The 18,458-nt window shown below is 47.5% G+C and carries 14 protein-coding genes, 2 pseudogenes, 1 riboswitch and 1 other annotated feature; of the genes and pseudogenes, 14 read left to right on the forward strand and 2 right to left on the reverse strand.

Going from position 1 to position 18,458, the window contains the following annotated elements; genetic code table 11:
- The first annotated feature begins 62 nt into the window (after nucleotides 1-62).
- From J2Z34_RS09185 to tnpB, 6 genes and pseudogenes are all read left to right on the forward strand, one after another.
- The gene (locus J2Z34_RS09185; RefSeq protein ID WP_209459568.1) at nucleotides 63-1,616 is read left to right on the forward strand and encodes a sodium/proline symporter; all 1,554 of its coding nucleotides are present in this window, start codon (nucleotides 63-65) and stop codon (nucleotides 1,614-1,616) included.
- A gap of 127 nt (nucleotides 1,617-1,743) precedes the next feature.
- Nucleotides 1,744-1,941, forward strand: coding sequence for a hypothetical protein (locus J2Z34_RS09190; RefSeq protein WP_209459569.1), 198 nt, complete (start codon nucleotides 1,744-1,746; stop codon nucleotides 1,939-1,941).
- A 97-nt stretch (nucleotides 1,942-2,038) separates the two neighbouring features.
- Nucleotides 2,039-2,602, forward strand: coding sequence for a 4Fe-4S binding protein (locus tag J2Z34_RS09195; protein WP_209459570.1), 564 nt, complete (start codon nucleotides 2,039-2,041; stop codon nucleotides 2,600-2,602).
- Nucleotides 2,603-2,606: 4 nt separating this feature from the next.
- On the forward strand, nucleotides 2,607-2,786 hold the full coding sequence (locus J2Z34_RS09200) for a 4Fe-4S dicluster domain-containing protein (RefSeq protein ID WP_209459571.1): 180 nt from the start codon (nucleotides 2,607-2,609) through the stop codon (nucleotides 2,784-2,786).
- A gap of 233 nt (nucleotides 2,787-3,019) precedes the next feature.
- A pseudogene (tnpA, locus tag J2Z34_RS09205) lies at nucleotides 3,020-3,369 on the forward strand (IS200/IS605 family transposase).
- 19 nt (nucleotides 3,370-3,388) lie between these two features.
- Nucleotides 3,389-4,554: pseudogene (gene tnpB, locus J2Z34_RS09210) on the forward strand (IS200/IS605 family element RNA-guided endonuclease TnpB).
- Nucleotides 4,555-4,699: 145 nt separating this feature from the next.
- Here tnpB and J2Z34_RS09215 read toward each other — a convergent pair.
- Nucleotides 4,700-6,070, reverse strand: a complete 1,371-nt coding sequence (locus J2Z34_RS09215; protein WP_209459572.1) for a TrpB-like pyridoxal phosphate-dependent enzyme — start codon at nucleotides 6,068-6,070, stop codon at nucleotides 4,700-4,702.
- Between the two features lie 49 nt (nucleotides 6,071-6,119).
- Nucleotides 6,120-6,362 (reverse strand) — a binding site (T-box leader).
- A gap of 144 nt (nucleotides 6,363-6,506) precedes the next feature.
- A riboswitch (TPP riboswitch) is annotated at nucleotides 6,507-6,612 on the forward strand.
- A 97-nt stretch (nucleotides 6,613-6,709) separates the two neighbouring features.
- Between J2Z34_RS09215 and cytX the strand changes: the two genes are divergently transcribed.
- The 8 genes from cytX to J2Z34_RS09255 all read left to right on the forward strand — a co-directional run bounded on the left by cytX (nucleotide 6,710) and on the right by J2Z34_RS09255 (nucleotide 17,791).
- A complete protein-coding gene (gene cytX / locus J2Z34_RS09220) occupies nucleotides 6,710-7,906 on the forward strand; it encodes a putative hydroxymethylpyrimidine transporter CytX (RefSeq protein ID WP_209459573.1) in 1,197 nt (398 codons plus the stop codon).
- The gene (gene thiM, locus J2Z34_RS09225; protein WP_209459574.1) at nucleotides 7,872-8,696 is read left to right on the forward strand and encodes a hydroxyethylthiazole kinase; all 825 of its coding nucleotides are present in this window, start codon (nucleotides 7,872-7,874) and stop codon (nucleotides 8,694-8,696) included. Before cytX ends, thiM begins: the two co-directional genes overlap by 35 nt.
- Entirely contained in the window at nucleotides 8,683-9,321 is a 639-nt protein-coding gene (gene thiE, locus J2Z34_RS09230) for a thiamine phosphate synthase (RefSeq protein WP_209459575.1), read from the forward strand. The genes thiM and thiE overlap by 14 nt, the downstream gene beginning before the upstream one ends.
- Nucleotides 9,318-9,959 (forward strand): HAD family hydrolase, encoded by a 642-nt coding sequence (locus tag J2Z34_RS09235; RefSeq protein WP_209459576.1) that lies wholly within the window; start codon nucleotides 9,318-9,320, stop codon nucleotides 9,957-9,959. Before thiE ends, J2Z34_RS09235 begins: the two co-directional genes overlap by 4 nt.
- Nucleotide 9,960: 1 nt before the next feature.
- The gene (thiD, locus tag J2Z34_RS09240; RefSeq protein ID WP_209459577.1) at nucleotides 9,961-10,767 is read left to right on the forward strand and encodes a bifunctional hydroxymethylpyrimidine kinase/phosphomethylpyrimidine kinase; all 807 of its coding nucleotides are present in this window, start codon (nucleotides 9,961-9,963) and stop codon (nucleotides 10,765-10,767) included.
- 259 nt (nucleotides 10,768-11,026) lie between these two features.
- Nucleotides 11,027-15,607, forward strand: coding sequence for a glutamate synthase large subunit (gltB, locus tag J2Z34_RS09245; RefSeq protein WP_209459621.1), 4,581 nt, complete (start codon nucleotides 11,027-11,029; stop codon nucleotides 15,605-15,607).
- 13 nt (nucleotides 15,608-15,620) lie between these two features.
- On the forward strand, nucleotides 15,621-17,105 hold the full coding sequence (locus tag J2Z34_RS09250; protein ID WP_209459578.1) for a glutamate synthase subunit beta: 1,485 nt from the start codon (nucleotides 15,621-15,623) through the stop codon (nucleotides 17,103-17,105).
- A 395-nt stretch (nucleotides 17,106-17,500) separates the two neighbouring features.
- Nucleotides 17,501-17,791, forward strand: coding sequence for a hypothetical protein (locus J2Z34_RS09255; protein WP_209459579.1), 291 nt, complete (start codon nucleotides 17,501-17,503; stop codon nucleotides 17,789-17,791).
- Nucleotides 17,792-17,865: 74 nt separating this feature from the next.
- Here J2Z34_RS09255 and J2Z34_RS09260 read toward each other — a convergent pair whose 3' ends face one another.
- Nucleotides 17,866-18,444: an ANTAR domain-containing response regulator gene (locus J2Z34_RS09260; RefSeq protein ID WP_209459580.1), complete on the reverse strand. Its 579-nt coding sequence runs from the start codon at nucleotides 18,442-18,444 to the stop codon at nucleotides 17,866-17,868.
- Nucleotides 18,445-18,458 lie beyond the last annotated feature (14 nt).

Below are 18,458 nucleotides of genomic sequence, written 5' to 3' on the forward strand. Positions count from 1 at the left end.
ATAGATATGCGGTAAAATATTTTGCATATGCCTTCAGGGGAAGGGACAAAGGAGGGGTACCGATGGACGGTGGAAACATTCAAATTCTAATAGCAATGGCATTATACATATCTGTAGTAATAGGCATCGGAATTTTTTACGCTAAAAGGGCAAGTGAAAGCAGCGACAACTATCTTATAGGTGGAAGGTCACTTGGACCTTGGGTCGTAGCCATGGGAGCTGAGGCATCCGACATGAGCGGATGGCTGCTGATGGGGCTGCCAGGAGTAGCATACTGGTACGGGTTGAGTGATGCTGCATGGACAGCAATCGGACTTGGTATCGGAACATACCTTAACTGGCTGTTTGTTGCAAAGAGGCTCAGGAACTACTCGCACGCTGCCGGTGATTCAATAACAATACCTGATTTCTTCAGTAACAGGTACAAGGAAAAGAAGAAGGTACTGTCGGTAATAGCAGCTGTCTTCATACTTGTATTCTTCAGTGTCTATGCTGCAAGCTGCTTCGTAACAGTAGGCAAGCTGTTCAGCACATTGTTCGGAACATCGTATGTCCTGATGATGATAGCAGGTGCGGTATTTGTTGTCTGTTATACCTTCATTGGTGGATTCCTCGCTGAAAGCGCGTCAGATTTCATGCAGGGAATCGTTATGATACTTGCACTGAGCGCTGTCCTGATTGCAGGAATCGCTTCCGCAGGAGGAGTATCACAGGTCATCCAAAATGCACAGGAAATTCCAGGATTCTTTGAATTCTTCGGAATGGCTCAGCCGGCTCTCGAAAATGGAGTGCAGAAGGTAGTGAACGGAGCACCGGTATTCGGAGATGCTGCAGGCTATGGACTCCTGACGATAATTTCAACAATGTCATGGGGCCTCGGCTACTTCGGTATGCCTCAGGTGCTGTTGAAATTCATGTCGATCAAGAATTCAGAGGACCTTAAGTTCTCAAGGAGAATAGCTACTGTTTGGGTTGCAATATCACTTACTGCAGCAGTTGCAATCGGAATTATCGGTAGGCTTCTCTTTCCAACAGAGCTTCTTACCCAGAGCGCATCTGAAAGCATATTCATCGTACTTTCCACCCACTTCTTCCCGCCGCTTGTGGCAGGAATCGTAATGGCTGGAATACTTGCTGCTACAATATCGTCATCCGACTCATATCTTCTGATAGCAGCTTCGGCGTTTTCGAAGAGCATCTACCAGGGAATACTCAAGAAGGATGCAACTGACAGGCAGGTCCTCAACATGTCGAGGATAACACTTGTCATAATCGCAATAATCGCGGTATTCATTGCAATGGATGAGAACAGTGTAATATTCACTGTAGTATCCTTTGCATGGGCAGGCTTCGGAGCTACCTTCGGACCGGTCATGCTCTTCTCACTGTTCTGGAAGAGGACCACAAGGGAGGGTGCGATCGCTGGAATGCTTGCAGGCGGAGCTACCGTGTTCATCTGGAAGCTGGTCATAAAGCAGATTGGCGGAGTATTTGGGATATATGAACTGTTCCCGGCATTCGTGGTATCATGCGTAGTCATACTCCTGGTATCGCTTCTGACAAAGGAGCCTTCGACAGAGATAACTGACGAGTTCGAAAAAGTAAGAGCAATGTAAATAATTGGGGGTCTGGAATGCCTGAGTGCACTTCCGGGCCCCTCTTCAATTATCTTTATTTATTGTATATTTGAGATTGATACAAACTATGCATTTGCATACAATAGCAGTATGAGGAGGTGGCTCGATGACAAGGACTTCAAAAATGTTTGTCAGGATTGATACCGAGATAAATTCTCCTGATTGTAAACCAGGGATGCGTGAATTATTGACAGAAGATGACTTCAATGCTGAGATTAATAAGGGCATTAGTGACTTGAGTAACGGGAATGTGATTTCTGTAAAGAGCTTACTTGAGAAAATGAACAGGGAATACGGGTTATAAGCTGTGTGTTGGAACTGAGGAGCAGTGAATGACTTACTGCTGTCACTTGGTGACCAGTTCCACTTGTGAAATATTAATGCTTACATGGAGGGACAACATGCTTCAAAGAACAAGAAAGGCAATAATTCTGGTTTCGCTGCTTCTGTTTCCAGTTACCCTGAACTATTTCTCACCATATGTATCTTTCGATGGTGCAATGAACGGTCTGGTTTCAGGAAGCCTGATCTTATTCGGCATGCTGTTCTTGTCTGGAGTGTTCCTTGGAAGGGCATGGTGCGGCTGGGCATGTCCAATGGCAGGTCTTAGCGAATATGCACTGTCAGTGAACGGGAAAAGCGTCAACACTAAGAGGCTTCGGAAGATAAGGCTTGTGATATTCACGATATGGTTTGGCGGGATAATCGTCATGTTCATAAAATCAGGCGGTATAAAAGGCATCGCACCCTTACATATGACCGAGAATGTGATATCTGTCGATGAACCGGTAAAGTACATTGTCTACTTCATGGTCCTGCTTCTCTTCACTGTGCTGACCTTCGCCCTTGGCAAGAGGGGCGCATGCCATTCCATCTGCTGGATGTCGCCATTCCATCTGCTGGATGTCGCCATTCCTGGAAGGTGGTTACAGACTGGGAAGAAGGCTCAAGCTGCCTCAGCTTAGGATATTGTCCGAGCCGAAGAGCTGCATATCCTGTGGAGCCTGTGACAGGAAGTGCCAGATGGGGATAAATGTATCTGAGGACCTAAAGAAGGGATCAATAGAAGATCCTGACTGCATCATGTGCGGAGAATGCACCGGTGCTTGTAAAAAGGGTGTCCTGAGGTTCGGGACAAGGAAGATATGAGGAAATTTTGCTGATTCAATTAATTAAAAGGGCTTCACCTGAACTCTCAGCTTTTTGCTGAGATCCAGGTGAAGCCCTTGATGAAAAAGCTTGCGCAAACTCGTGACTTCAGTCGTGAGTTAGCAAGCGAAGTGAATAATAGTTTTGCATTATTCAAGTGTTAAACGGTTCTGAAGTATTCTTATGTCTGAAATACATATGGACGCGGATACGTCTAAACAATCCAGTATCCTATGGTTTGTTGCGTAAAGTATCGGCACGATATCCTAATCAGACAGACGAATGGAAATGTGAAGGATTTGTTAAATCTGATTACTGATGACAATGATTTGTATATTCTGGAGATGGGAAAGCATAATGATTATGTGTATCTTCTGATTGACTGCAAACCTCAGCACTATATCCCAAATGTCGTGAAAGCACTCAAAGGGGTATCAGCAAGGGTATTGTTCAAGAATCACCCTGAACTGAAGAAACGGTTATGGGGCGGTCAGTCAAGTGGAATCCCAGCTGCTTTGTTGCCACAGTCAGTGAAAACACCGAGGAGCAAATCCACAGGTACATACAGAATCAGAAAAAATGAGACAGTTCAAGCTTTGACAATGGTGGAGGTGAGTGCATTGCTGCAGCATAAAGCCTATGAATACCGTATCTATCCAGATAAGAAACAGGAAACGCTGATTGCAAAGACAATCGGCAGTTCAAGGTTCGTATACAACCATTTTCTGGAACTTTGGAACAAGGAATATGAGGAGACTGGAAAAGGTCTGACTTATTTCGCATGCTCCAAACTTCTGACCAAGATGAAGAGGGACACGGAAACAGTATGGCTTTGTGAAGTGGATAAGTTCTCGCTCCAGAATTCCCTTCGTAACCTGTCGGACGCCTTCTCCCGATTTTTCAAAGGACAGAATGAGCATCCCCAGTTCAAGAGCAAGAAGAGCCCGAGGCAAAGCTATACTACACAATTAACGAACAACAACATCGCAGTATCCGGAAATTACCTGAAGCTGCCCAAGCTAGGCCTTGTCAAGTTTGCAGACAGCCAGGAGATGAAAGGACGTATACTGAATGCCACAATACGAAGGAAATCGAGTGGGAAATTCTTCGTATCGATCCTTTGTGAAGAGGAAATCTGTGAATTGCCTAAGACTGACTCTGCTGTCGGAATTGACCTCGGAATCACTGACTTTGCAGTCCTGTCAGACGGCACCAGGAATGACAACAACCATTTCACCAGGCAAATGGAAGAGAGGCTTAGACGTGAGCAGCGAAAGCTTGCAAGGCGTGCACTTGCTGCGGAGAAAAGGGGCATTCCCCTTTCTGAAGCCAGGAACTATCAGAAGCAAAGGGGAAGGTAGCGAGACTTTATGAAAAGGTTGCAAACCAGCGGAATGAATTTCTTAACAAACTCAGTACAGAGATAGTCAAAAACCACGATATCATCTGTATCGAGGACCTTAACGTTAAGGGCATGATGCGCAATCATAAACTGGCAAAAAGCATCTCTGATGTATCATGGACGAGCCTTGTATCGAAACTGCAGTACAAGGCTTCCTGGTATGGAAAAGAAGTCATCAGGATAAGCAGATGGTTTCCGTCAAGTCAGATATGCTCAGAGTGCGGCCACAAGGACGGGAAGAAGCCACTCCATGTAAGGGTGTGGACCTGTCCTGTTTGTCATGCCCACCATGACCGCGATGTCAATGCAGCAAGAAATATACTGGCAGAAGGACTCAGGATAAGAGCTCTGACTCCAGGGTCTTAGTAATACAGAAACAAACAAGAACCGCAGGAATTGCGGGGATAGCTTGGTAAATAAGAGAAACCTCTGGCGGCAAAGAAATAAGCCGGTAAGTATGCTCTGTTCCCAAGAATCTCGTGACTTTAGTCATGAGAGGTTCAATCTTTTCTTACTTTCCGATGTCCGGTATTGTTGCGAAGCCTTTTTCAAGGTCCTCATCAGTTGGTATATGGTCAACCATGTTGCCGCTGTTGTAGTTCATGTATGCTGTCATGTCGAAGTAGCCTGTGCCTGTGAGTCCGAAGAGTATAGTCTTTTCCTCACCGGTTTCCTTGCATTTGAGAGCTTCTTCAACAGCGCCATAGATGGCATGGGATGATTCGGGGGCGGGGAGGATACCCTCGCACTTTGCAAAAATCGAGGCTACATCAAATACCTTGCTCTGCTCCACTGACCTTGCAGTGATATAGCCATCGTGGAACAGCTTGGATATTATGGGGCTCATGCCATGGTATCTGAGGCCGCCTGCATGGTTTGGAGAAGGCATGAAGCCTGAGCCCAAGGTGTACATTCTTATGAGAGGAGTCATCTTGCCGGTGTCGCCGAAGTCATACGCATATCTTCCTCTTGTGAGAGATGGACAGGAAGCAGGTTCTATTCCGACGAACTCGATACTATTCTCTCCCTTTATCCTGCCTCCCATGAAAGGAGCTATGAGTCCACCGAAGTTCGATCCGCCGCCGACACATCCGATTATGACATCGGGCTTTATGCCGTATTTTTCGCAGGCTGTCTGTGTCTCAAGACCTATTACCGTCTGGTGAAGTATAACGTGGTCAAGTACGCTTCCAAGTACATATCTGCAGTTCTTCCTGCTCATTGCAGTTTCAAGAGCCTCAGATATGGCACATCCCAGTGAACCGCCTGTTCCAGGATTCTCTTCAAGTATCCTTCTGCCTACTGCGGTTTCAGTTGAAGGCGAAGCATGGACCTTTGCGCCGTAGGTTTCCATGAGGACTTTCCTGTAAGGCTTCTGCTCCGAGGATATCTTGACCATGAAGACATCAAGGGGTACTCCATAATATGCGCATGCCATTGAAAGGGCTGATCCCCACTGTCCTGCTCCGGTTTCTGTGGTCAGGCTCTCGATTCCCTGCTGCTTCGCGTAGTAGACCTGAGCTGCCGCAGAGTTCAGCTTATGGGAGCCTGAAGTGTTATTGCCCTCGAACTTGAAGTAGATCTTGGCCGGTGTCCCAAGCTGCTTCTCAAGGTTATAGGCCCTGACGAGAGGCGAAGGCCTGTACATCCTGTAATAATCCGTGACGCCCTCAGGTATAGGAATAAACTCATCCTTTGTGTTCATCTCCTGGTCGACCAGCTCATCGCAGAAAATAGGCTTCAGCTCATCTGCAGTCATTGGCTGAAGTGTACCGGGGTGAAGGAACGGGTCAGGAAGCTCCTTCATGACTGCCTTGACGTTGTACCAGCTCTTTGGCATCTCATCTTCAGAGAGATAGATTTTGTAAGGTATCTTTTCCATGTTACTCATCCTTTCAAGTTAAAATTAAAATAAAAAAAGCCCTTGTCCTACATAGGACAAAGACAAAGTCTCTGCGGTACCACCCAAATTGCGATAAATCGCCGCTCGTTCTACACACCTTCATGCGCGCTCACTTTGAAACGGGTCGAGATCCCGGCTTGCATACTGCCATTATTGGTTTCTGCATCGCCCTCATGAGTCCATTCGCAGAGGTCCTAGCACCGCAATCACACCATCTGCGGCTCTCTTTGGAAAGGAAACTTCTGTTACTTCTCTCAATCAAAGGTTTTAGTATTAAATTGGTTAACTATGATGATAATCCAGAGTGAAGTGTTTGTCAATGAGGAACTTTTGTGCTTCATAGGAGCGCAGAGCTGGGATTTTTTGCTCACGGGAGTTTGACACCTGCCAGATATTAATGTAACATCGAGTCATAACGGAATATGTGGGGAGCTTGTGTGCAGGCTGAGAGGAAGTAATCAACTTCGACCCTGGAACCTGATTTGGATAATGCCAACGTAGGGAAAGCTTTCACACAGTAGATATGTGGGATGACCTTATAGGACATCCCGCTTTTTTTTATTCCCGCACACAGCATTGTCTTTTGGTACCGGTATTCCAGTAAGAAGGAGTGATCAAATGGGAAATCAGAAGGACCCCGTTTCAAGTCATGGACTGCTTTGGTTCGGGGCATCAGTATCAATCGCTGAGATACTGACAGGTACATTCATTTCACCACTGGGCTTTTCCAAAGGTATGGCGGCAGTAATAACCGGACACCTTATAGGAGGAGTGCTTATCTATCTAGCCGGACTCCTTGGAGCAAGGAGCGGGAGAGGGGCAATGGACACTGCCAAGCTTTCCTTCGGGGAGAAGGGGGCTGCTCTGTTTTCAATTCTCAACGTGCTGCAGCTTATCGGCTGGACAGCAATAATGATAGCCTCAGGGGCGAGTGCGGCGAATCTTGCAGCAAACGGCGCAGGCGGCTATTCATTATGGAGCCTGGCAATTGGCGTGCTGATACTTGCCTGGCTTGTCATGGGGATGAAGAACCTTGGCAAGGTCAATATTGTTATAGTGGGAGCGCTTTTCCTAATGACAGTCGCCATAAGCCTAGCAGTATTCAAGGGGGATCCCGGAAGTGCAGCAGGAGGTACCATGTCATTCGGTGCAGCGGTGGAGCTGTCAGCTGCCATGCCTCTTTCGTGGCTTCCGCTTGTGGCAGACTATACAAAGGGAGCAGGGAGGAAGAAGGCAGTTTCCCTCGTTTCAGCCTTTGCCTATACAGCCGGAAGCATATGGATGTATGCCATAGGTCTCGGTGCTGCAGTATTCCTGGGTGAATCAGATATTGCTGTCATAATGGCAGGAGCCGGATTTGGAGTGCTTGGGATATATGTGGTCATAGCATCAACTGTAACCACAACGTTCCTGGATGTGTTTTCTGCCGGGGAGAGCTTTACATCAATATCCCAATGGCCTGGACGCAAAGCTGTCGCAATAGCAGCCTGCATTCTTGGTACGATCCTTGCTCTTCGCGTCGATGTCTTCAGGTTCGAGGGATTCCTTTACCTGATTGGCTCCGTATTCGCTCCAATGGCTGCGATAATGCTGACTGATCACTACATACTTGGCAAGGACAGCTCAGGAGAGTCATTTAATTTTCTGAACCTTGCCCTTTGGGCAGCAGGCTTCATGGTCTACAGGCTATTCATGTCTATGGACACTATACTGGGAAGCACACTTCCGGTAATGGGACTTATAAGCCTTGCGACTATTATGATGAATGGAGGAATTCAATATGTCAAAAATGCATCTGGAAAAGAACAGGCTTAAGAATCCGCTTGTACACTGCATCACGAACTATGTCACAGTCAACGATGTTGCCAACATGCTCATAGCATGCGGAGGAGCTCCGATAATGGCGGATGAGGCGGCTGAGGTCGAGGAAATGACAGCCATATGCGATGCGCTTGTGCTTAACATAGGCACCCTCAATGAGAGGACTGTCGACTCGATGATGCTGGCTGGGAGGAAGGCTTCAGAGCTTGGTCACCCGGTGGTTCTTGACCCGGTTGGAGCCGGAGCCACGAAGCTGAGGACAGAGACTGCCCTTAAGCTTATCAAAGAAATACCGATGGCGGTCATAAGAGGAAACATTTCGGAGATCATGACGCTCTATCACGGTACAGGCAGCACCAAGGGTGTGGATGCCAGCATAGGTGATACTGTTACTGAAGATAACCTGGATGAGAAGATAAGCCTCGCCAGAGGGCTTTCAAAGAATACAGGGGCAGTTGTCGCGATAACAGGTGCAATAGACATCATCGCTGATGGTACAGCAGCTTATATCGTCAGGAACGGTCATCCGATGATGTCGAAGGTATCAGGAACCGGGTGCATGCTTACAGCTGTAATCGCATCTTATGTGTCAGCAAATCCTGAAGAAATGGCTGGAGCATGTGCCACGGCCATAGCAGCCATGGGCCTTTCAGGCGAGATCGCATATGAGCGTCTGATGAAGTCAGGTGGAGGTCCCTCAACCTACAGGTCTTTTATCATCGATGCCATGGGAAACATGACTTCAACTGAACTCGAAGGAGGGATGAAGATTGAGGTTAGATAAGCACAGCCTCCTGCTGTATGCCGTGACAGACCGGAGGGATTTAGGTGATATGGAGCTTGCCGAGGCTGTAAGGCTTGCGATTGAAGGTGGTACAACCATGATACAGCTAAGGGAAAAGGACCTGAGTTCAGAGGAGTATGCGAAGCTTGGTCTAGGTATTCTCGATGTATGCAGAAGGAGTGGTGTGCCGCTGATAGTTAATGATGATGTTGAAGCTGCGCTTATGCTGGAGGCAGAAGGTGTCCATGTGGGGCAAAGCGACCTTGATGCGAAAAGTGTAAGAGAAATCATAGGAGGAAGGATGATCCTTGGGGTTTCAGCCGAGACTGTTGAGCAGGCAAGGAAGGCTGAGGCTGAAGGCGCTGACTATATCGGAGTAGGAGCAATGTTTTCAACCTCAACCAAGTCGGATGCAGGTTTAGTGGATATCGAGACGCTGCGGGACATTTGCTCCAGCGTTTCCATTCCTGTTGTCGCAATAGGAGGAATTTCAAAGGACAACCTGCATCTGCTGGCAGGTACTGGTATAGCTGGCATTTCGGTGGTGTCAGCGATCTTTTCCGCAAAGTGCCCTAAAAAGGCGGCTAAGGAGCTTGCTGCAGGAATGGAGGTGTTGTTGACTTGAAGATCAAGGGAGTTATATTGGACCTTGACGGTACAATAATTGATTCGATGGGAATGTGGAAGAATCTGGGAGAGAAGTTCCTTGTAGGGCTGGGAATAAGGCCTGAAGAAGGATTGTCTCTGATCCTTGCTCCCATGGGTATTGGGGAGGCATGTGAATACCTTAGGAAAAAGTATGCTCTGCCGATGAATGATAAGGAAATATATGAGGGAATCCTGTCATTGATTGAGGAAGGATACACAAGGACTCTGCAGCTTAAGCCATATGCTGCAGAGTTCCTCGAAAGGCTGAGGGCTATGGGTGTGAAGGCGGTAGCAGCCACTGCAACAGACAGAGCCCTTGCAGAGGCTGCACTTAAAAGGCTCGGTGTAATAGACCTGTTTTCCGGTTTGATAACCGAGCGTGAAGCAGGGGCAACCAAGAAGGAGCCGGAAATCTTCCTAAGGGCTCTCAACATCCTTGGCACGTCAATCGAGGAGACCGCAGTCTTCGAGGATGCGCTTCATGCGCTGAGGACAGCCAAAAAAGCAGGATTCATTACTGTCGCTGTGGAGGATGAAGCAAGCCATGGTGAGCTGAAGGAGATAATCAGGGTCGCGGATGTATATATTGAAACGCTGGCTGACTGGAGGTTTTAAAATGATAAAGGTATTGACGATTGCGGGCTCTGATTGCAGCGGAGGAGCTGGAATACAGGCTGACATAAAGACTATGACTGCGCTTGGGGCGTATGCCATGAGCGCGGTTACGGCACTCACTGCACAGAATACTACAGGAGTATATGGGATTCTTGAATCTGACCCGGAGTTCCTTTCTCTTCAGCTTGATTGTATATTCAGGGATATATACCCGGATGCAGTGAAGATAGGCATGGTGTCTAACAGGGAGCTCATCTGTGTGATAGCAGGAAAGCTCAGGGAGTATGGAGCCAAGAACATCGTGGTTGACCCGGTCATGGTTTCAACCAGCGGAAGCAGTCTCCTCGGTAATGGCGCTGAGGTTTCTCTGGTGAAAGAACTTATGCCGCTTGCTGACCTGGTCACTCCAAACATTCCTGAAGCTGAGAAGATTACAGGAATGAAGATAAACAATAAGACTGATATGGAAATGGCCGCTAAGGCGATTTCTGATATGATTCCGGGGTGGGTGCTGTTAAAGGGTGGGCACCTTAATGGGAGTGCGGATGATCTTCTATGCAGGAAGAATGAATTCATTTGGATCAGTGGTAAACGGATAGACAGCAATAACACCCATGGGACAGGCTGCACATTATCCTCAGCACTGGCCGTAGGACTCGCAAGCGGAATGACTGTTGAAGAGAGCGCAATAATGGCCAAAAAATATGTCGCAGGAGCTCTGGGCACCGGCCTGGATCTGGGAAAAGGAAGCGGACCTCTGAACCATTGCTTCGATATTGAAAGAGTCCTTCGTACAGGTACGTACTAATAAGAATTTTGACATTTGAAGGTTCGTATTGCAAAAACATGAAAAATGAATCCCTAAATGAAGGTAAAATTGCATGATGATAGGCAATTATCAAAATTAAAGCGAATTTAATCATAAATCATTAATATTTTGTAAAATAAATATTGAATTGCCATAACCTCTGGTATACAATTTTACGTATCAATCATTAAGGTGGATAAAACCATCCTTATGGTGGAATTATTCTAACGACGAGTTAGGGAGACAAAGGGTGAGGAATATGGAGCATGGGTTACCGAAGAAGCAGGGGTTGTACGACCCTCAGTTCGAACACGATGCCTGCGGGATGGGATTTGTCGTAAATATCAAGGGAGACAAGTCGCATGACATAATCGACGAGGCGCTTACAGTACTGGAGAACCTTAGCCACAGGGGAGCCGCGGGAGCTGACGAGAAAACCGGAGACGGATCGGGCATACTTGTCCAGATACCTCACGATTTTTATAAGCGCGAATGCGAAGTTCTGGGATTCCAGCTGCCTGAGAAAGGCGATTATGGCGTTGGTATGATATTCGCGCACAAATACGACGAATTCAGAAGAATTCAGATGGATGCATTCGAAAAGATCGTCAAAGAGGAAGGGCAGAGCATCCTCGGATGGAGAGAAGTCCCTATCGACAAGACGATGGTTGGCGTTACTGCAAAGAATGTCATGCCAAGATTCATTCAGGTATTCATCGGGAAGAGCGAAGACATAAAGAACGAGAGGGATTTCGAAAGAAAACTCTACATTATAAGGAAGCTTGCAGAGAAGGCGATAGTTCCGCTTTGTGAAGACAAGGGAGGCACCTTCTATGTATCGAGCCTTTCGTCAAAGACAATAGTCTACAAGGGCATGCTTACAGCTGAGCAGCTGAGGCACTTCTATCTTGACCTTTCAGACCTTGATTTTTCATCGGCTCTGGCCATGGTGCACTCGAGGTTCTCGACAAATACATTCCCAAGCTGGGAAAGGGCGCATCCGAACAGGTTCATAGTCCATAACGGCGAGATAAATACCATAAGAGGAAATGTCAACTGGATGAGGGCAAGGCAGAAGAATATGAAGTCTAAGTACTTCGATGACCTGACAAAGGCTTATCCTATAGTCGATGAGTCAGGAAGCGATTCCGCCATGTTTGACAACAGCCTTGAATTCCTTCATATGACCGGCAGGACCCTTCCTCATTCTGTAATGATGATGATTCCGGAACCCTGGGAGAAGAACGTCCTCATGTCCAAGGAGAAGAAGGAGTTCTACAAGTTCAATTCCTTCCTCATGGAGCCTTGGGACGGACCTGCAGCAATGGCCTTCTCTGATGGTGACATCATAGGCGGAGTGCTTGACAGGAACGGGCTCAGGCCATCAAGGTACTATGTGACCAAGGATGACAGGGTAATCCTGGCATCAGAGGTCGGAGTTGTCGACATCAAGCCTGAGAACATAAAGTATAAGGGCAGGTTGGAGCCGGGCAGGATGCTGCTCATCGACACCAAGGAAAAGAGGATAATCTCTGATGAGGAGATAAAGCAGAGAGTCTCAACCATACATCCTTACGATGAATGGAATGCAAAGCATATCACGAAGCTTGAGGACCTGAGGAATTTCGATGAATTCGAAGAGCCTCATGTTGATGAGCTGCTGAAGCTTCAGAAGACCTTCGGATATACCTTTGAGGATATCCAGAAGACGATCATCCCCATGGCTGAGAGCGGAGACGACCCGATAGGATCAATGGGCATGGATTCACCGCTGGCGGTGCTTTCAGAGAAGCCGCAGCTTCTTTACCTTTACTTCAAGCAGCTTTTCGCCCAGGTCACAAATCCGCCTATCGATGGAATCAGGGAGGAGCTTGTCACTTCAAGCACCATGCTTCTAGGTGATACCGGAAATCTTCTTAATCCAGACGATTCGGCTTCAGTAAGCATTTCGCTTGAGCATCCGATACTCACGAATGAGCAGCTTGCGATACTCAAGAATCAGGATAAGGGCGGCTTCAAGTCTGCCGTGATTCCGATCCTCTTCAAGGCCGCAGGAGGCCCCAGAGCAATGGAGAAGGCGCTGGACAGGATGTTCAGGGCAGTTGACAAGGCTGTGGAGGATGGAGCAAAGATAATCATCCTTTCAGACAGGGGCGTAAATGAGACATATGCACCGATTCCAGCTCTGCTGGCATCTGCAGGTCTTCATAACCATCTCATAAGGAACGAGATAAGGACCAACATGGGAATTGTACTTGAGTCGGGAGAGCCGAGAGAAGTGCATCATTTCTGTACCCTTCTAGGATACGGAGTTACTGCCATAAATCCATACATGGCATACGAATCAATAAGGGACCTTGCATGCAGAGATCAGCTTGACGGCCTCACCTATGAGGAAGGCAAGAAGAACTACATAAAGGGCTCGGTCAAGGGAATACTGAAGGTCATAACCAAGATGGGAATCTCTACCACAAGGAGCTACCATGGTTCACAGATATTCGAGGCAGTAGGCCTGAGGAAGGACCTCATAGACAAATACTTCGCCAATACCCCATCAAGGGTGGAGGGAATAGGCCTTGAGCACATAGCCCAGGAAAGCCAGATGAGGCACGAAAGCGCATATGCGCCGAATTCGCCGTTCACGGATACTCTTGAAGTAGGCGGACACTTCCAGGTCAAGGATGATGGAGAAGTCCATATGTACAATCCAGAATCCATATACCTGCTGCAGAGAGCGGTAAGGGAGTCGAACTACAAACTGTTCAAGGATTTCTCGAGAAAGATCAACGATGAGGAGATATTCACTCTGAGAGGCCTTCTGGACTTCAAGATCAATCCTGGCGATACGATTCCGATAGAGGAAGTTGAATCAGTTGATTCGATAGTGAAGAGATTCAAGACCGGAGCAATGTCCTATGGATCAATAAGCAAAGAGGCTCACGAGTGCCTTGCCATAGCGATGAACAGGCTCGGAGGAAAGAGCAACACCGGTGAAGGCGGAGAGGATGAGGAGAGATTCCTCGTCATGGAGAACGGAGACAGCAAGAACAGCGCCATAAAGCAGGTGGCATCAGGAAGATTCGGAGTCACAAGCAATTACCTTGTCAATGCGAGAGAGATACAGATAAAGATGGCTCAAGGCGCAAAGCCTGGTGAAGGTGGTCAGCTTCCTGGCAGGAAGGTATACCCTTCGATCGCCAAGACAAGGCATTCAACTCCTGGAGTAGAGCTGATATCGCCGCCACCGCATCATGATATATACTCAATAGAAGACCTTGCCGAGCTCATACTTGACTTAAAGAATGCCAACAGGAATGCGAGGATAAACGTCAAGCTGGTATCTGAGGTGGGAGTCGGAACGATTGCTGCCGGAGTTGCCAAAGGAAAGGCTGACGTCATACTCATATCGGGTTATGACGGAGGTACTGGAGCATCTCCAAGGACAAGCATAAGGAATTCAGGACTTCCATGGGAGCTTGGACTCGCAGAGACCCATCAGACACTTGTTCTGAACAAGCTGAGGGACAGGGTTGTAGTTGAGACCGACGGAAAGCTTCTTACAGGAAGAGACGTGGTCATAGCTGCAATGCTTGGTGCCGAGGAGTTCGGATTTGCAACTACGCCGCTCATATCCATGGGCTGCGTTATGATGAGGGTTTGCAACCTGAACACATGCCCTGTAGGAATTGCAACCCAGGACGAAAGACTGAGGAAGAACTTCACCGGAAAGCCGGAGCATGTAGTTAACTTCATGAGGTTCATCGCCCAGGAAATGAGGGAATACATGGCCAAGATGGGCTTCAGGTCCATTATTGAGATGGTTGGAAGGACCGACAGGCTAAGGCCGAAAGATAATGTTACCCACTGGAAGGCATCGCATCTGGACCTTTCCAAGATACTTTACCAGCCGTATGCGGGTGCTGATGTAGGAAGGTACAACACAGTAGCTCAGGACCACAAGCTCGAGGAATCACTCGATATGAAGAAGCTGCTGAGGATGTGCAAGCCTGCCCTTGAAAACCAGAAGCCAATAAGGGCCAAGCTTAAGATCAACAACGTTGACCGCGTGGTCGGAACTATTATTGGAAGCGAGATAAGCAAGAGATATGGAGAGGCAGGTCTTCCTGAAGATACCATAAAGCTTACTTTCGTAGGAAGTGCAGGACAGAGCTTCGGAGCATTCGCACCGAAGGGACTATCTCTTGAGCTTGAGGGAGATTCCAACGACTATATCGGAAAGGGACTTTCAGGCGGAAAGATAGTGGTATATCCTCCTAAGACATCTGATTTCGAACCGCATGAGAACATACTTATCGGTAATGTGGCATTCTACGGTGCAACCGAGGGTGAGGCATACATAAGCGGAATAGCCGGCGAGAGATTCTGCGTAAGGAACAGCGGAATCAAGGCAGTGGTTGAAGGTGTCGGAGACCATGGCTGCGAATACATGACAGGCGGAAGGGTCGTAATTCTCGGAAGGACCGGAAGGAACTTCGGAGCGGGAATGTCAGGCGGAATCGCATACATACTCGATTTTGATGAGGTATACTGCAACAAGGGCAAGATCCTCCTCTGCGGGGTCACCGAGGAGAAGGAGCTCAAGGAGCTTAGGGAAATGATCGAGAAGCATGTTGAAGTTACCGGAAGCCCAAGAGGCAGGATGGTTCTGGACGACTGGAACAATTACGCTGGAAGGTTCACCAAGGTAATACCTACAGACTACAAGAACATGGTAGAGAGCATAGAGCGGGCTAAGAATGCGGGCTACAGAGGCGATGATGCGCTTATGGTTGCATTCTCAGAGAACTTCAAGATTCCGCTTGGCTCGGAATCCAACTAGGGAGGCGAATAAAATGGGAAAACCAACTGGATTTATGGAATTTGACAGAATAGACCCCAAGAAAAGACCTCCCAGGGAAAGAATCAGTGACTGGAAGGAAATAAAGCTTCCGCTTGATGCGGTTACAGTAAGGAAGCAGGGTGCTAGGTGCATGAACTGCGGAGTTCCTTTCTGCCACAGCGGAGTGCTGCTTAATGGAATGGCGTCGGGATGTCCTCTGCATAACCTGATACCTGAATGGAACGAGCTTGTGTACAAGGGACAGTGGGAAGAGGCTTACAAGAGGCTTGCAAGGACCAACCCATTCCCTGAGTTCACATCAAGGGTATGTCCGGCACCATGCGAAGGCTCCTGCACAGAAGGGCTTATCATGGAGCCTGTGACAATAAGCAACCTTGAGTATGAGATCATAGAGAAGGCCTTCTCTGAAGGTTGGGTAAGGCCGCTGAAGCCAAATCCTACAGGCAAGAAGGTTGCTGTCGTAGGAGCGGGACCATCGGGCATGTCGACGGCATACTACCTGAATGCGGTAGGACATGACGTCACAGTATATGAGAGGAACGACAGGCCGGGCGGACTGCTGATGTATGGAATACCCAACATGAAGCTGGACAAGGGTGTGGTGATGAGAAGAGTCAGGGTTCTTGAGGAATCAGGAGTCAAGTTCGTCATGAACACCTCGGTCGGTAAGGACATTTCAGCAAAGGAACTCGTTGAGAAGTATGACTCTGTAGTACTTTGCGGAGGTGCAACCAAGGGAAGGGGAATCCAGGTCGAGGGCAAGGACCTCAAGGGTGTCCACTTTGCTGTTGACTTCCTGAAGGCCAACACGAAGAGTTTGCTTGATTCTGATCATAAGGATGGGGCATATGTAAGCGCAAAGGACAAGCATGTCATAGTAATAGGAGGAGGAGACACAGGAACTGACTGCGTCGCCACTTCAATAAGGCATGGCTGCAAGAGCGTCAATCAGCTGGAGATACTTCCTGAACCGCCTGCAGCGAGGATAGAGGACAGCAACCCATGGCCTGAATGGCCGAAGAAGATCAAGGTGGACTATGGCCAGGAAGAGGCTATAAGCCTTTACGGAAGAGACCCGAGAAACTACCTCATCAATACAAAGAAGATGGTAGGAGACAAGGATGGAAACGTGAAGGAGATACACACTGTTGAGATAAGCTGGGAAAAGGATCCGTCAGGCAGGCTTTATCCGAAGGAAGTTCCCGGAAGCGAGAAGGTATGGAAAGCAGACCTTGTGCTTCTGGCAATGGGATTCCTTGGACCTGAAGATGATATCCTTGATGAGCTGGATGTTGACAGGGATCCGAGAAGCAATGTCAAGGCAGACTATGAAGTATTTGAGACAAACGTCGAGAAGGTGTTCTCCGCCGGAGACATGAGAAGAGGCCAGAGCCTAATAGTATGGGCCCTTCAGGAAGGTAAGCTTGCCGCAAGGGAAGTTGACAAATATCTGATGGGAAAGAGTGTCATAAAGTAAGATAAATACCGGGATGCAGATTAATGCATCCCGGTATTTTCTGTCTCAAGGCATATTTTCTCGTAAAATCTAAAGCTTATCTGCTTGCTGAGGTTAAGCTGAGCGCAGAAGCCTTACTAAGCTGTTCCATTTTGGAATACTTTGAAATGCCTTAAAATCACAGCGTGATACATAATGATACAATATGATACTATATTCATGTTTGAAGTATTACTGATATATTGAAATGTTAGCAGAGTAAAATATAGTAAAATTAAAAATAATAAAGCAAGTTTCTAAAAATGTTAAAATATTAACGACAATTGACATGCTTTGAAAATATTTATTGCATTTTATTATTAATTGATTATAATAATGTGGTACGCGAAATCTTTTATCAAGAGGGGAAATGACAAATGAAAAAGGCATTCATAAGCCTTACTGAACTTGAAGAGCAGCTTAAAGAGGTTCTCAGCATAAACGCTCTTCCGCACGATGCAGAAAAACTTGTAGATGAGATAAAGAATATAAATGAAGTCACTGGCTTCAATGACCTTGGAAGACTTCATATGGTCGACCTGGGAGACCTGGGCGATTTAATCGTCAAGGGCAAGGAGATAGGCAGTGAGCTTTATTTCAACTATGTGGCATTCAAGAACGGTCCAGATGTATTCAGGGGAATGAACCACTGGGTTTACGGAATCTGATCCAGGTCAATCCCTGTAATGTGCAGAAATGATAAAGAGCAGGAAGTGTGTGTTTTACGCACTCTTCCTGCTCTTTATTCTTTCCTGAAGCCGTGGGCTACTACAGCCTTGGCGGCCTTCTCCATCGGAAGGCACATGTCCATGGCCATCTTCCTAAGACATGCGAAGGCTTCTTCCTCAGTCATGTTCTCTTCCTTCATCAGTATGCCCTTGGCCTTCTCTACTGTGATCCTCCCCTCAAGCTTCTTTTCCACTTCCAGAAGCTTCAGCTTGAGGTCAAGGATCTTCCTGGATGTGTTCACAGCGAGTTCTACGGTCTTGTAGAGCGAATCAAGGGTCATGGGGAAGGTTATATAGGCATAGAGGTTCATCGTCTCCAGGGTCTTCCTGAAGGCTCCTTCAGGCTGGTCTACTATGAAGACCACGGAGGTAACATAGTCGGATTCAAGGACCCTTGCCGTGGCTACCGTGCTTGCGCCTCCAATTTCAAGGGGCATGATGACTATGTCAGGCTTGACCCGCCTGGCAGTCCTTAAGACCTCTTCTATGCTCTGGAAAGTGTAAATCCTATATCCCCGCCTCTCCAGGGAGGAACGGAGCTTTTCAATGACCGATATGCTGCTGTGGCCAATGACTATCGTCTGTTCTTTCATGATGCTCCTCCAAA

This window comes from Youngiibacter multivorans (assembly GCF_017873395.1).
Classification (GTDB): domain Bacteria; phylum Bacillota; class Clostridia; order Clostridiales; family Clostridiaceae; genus Youngiibacter; species Youngiibacter multivorans.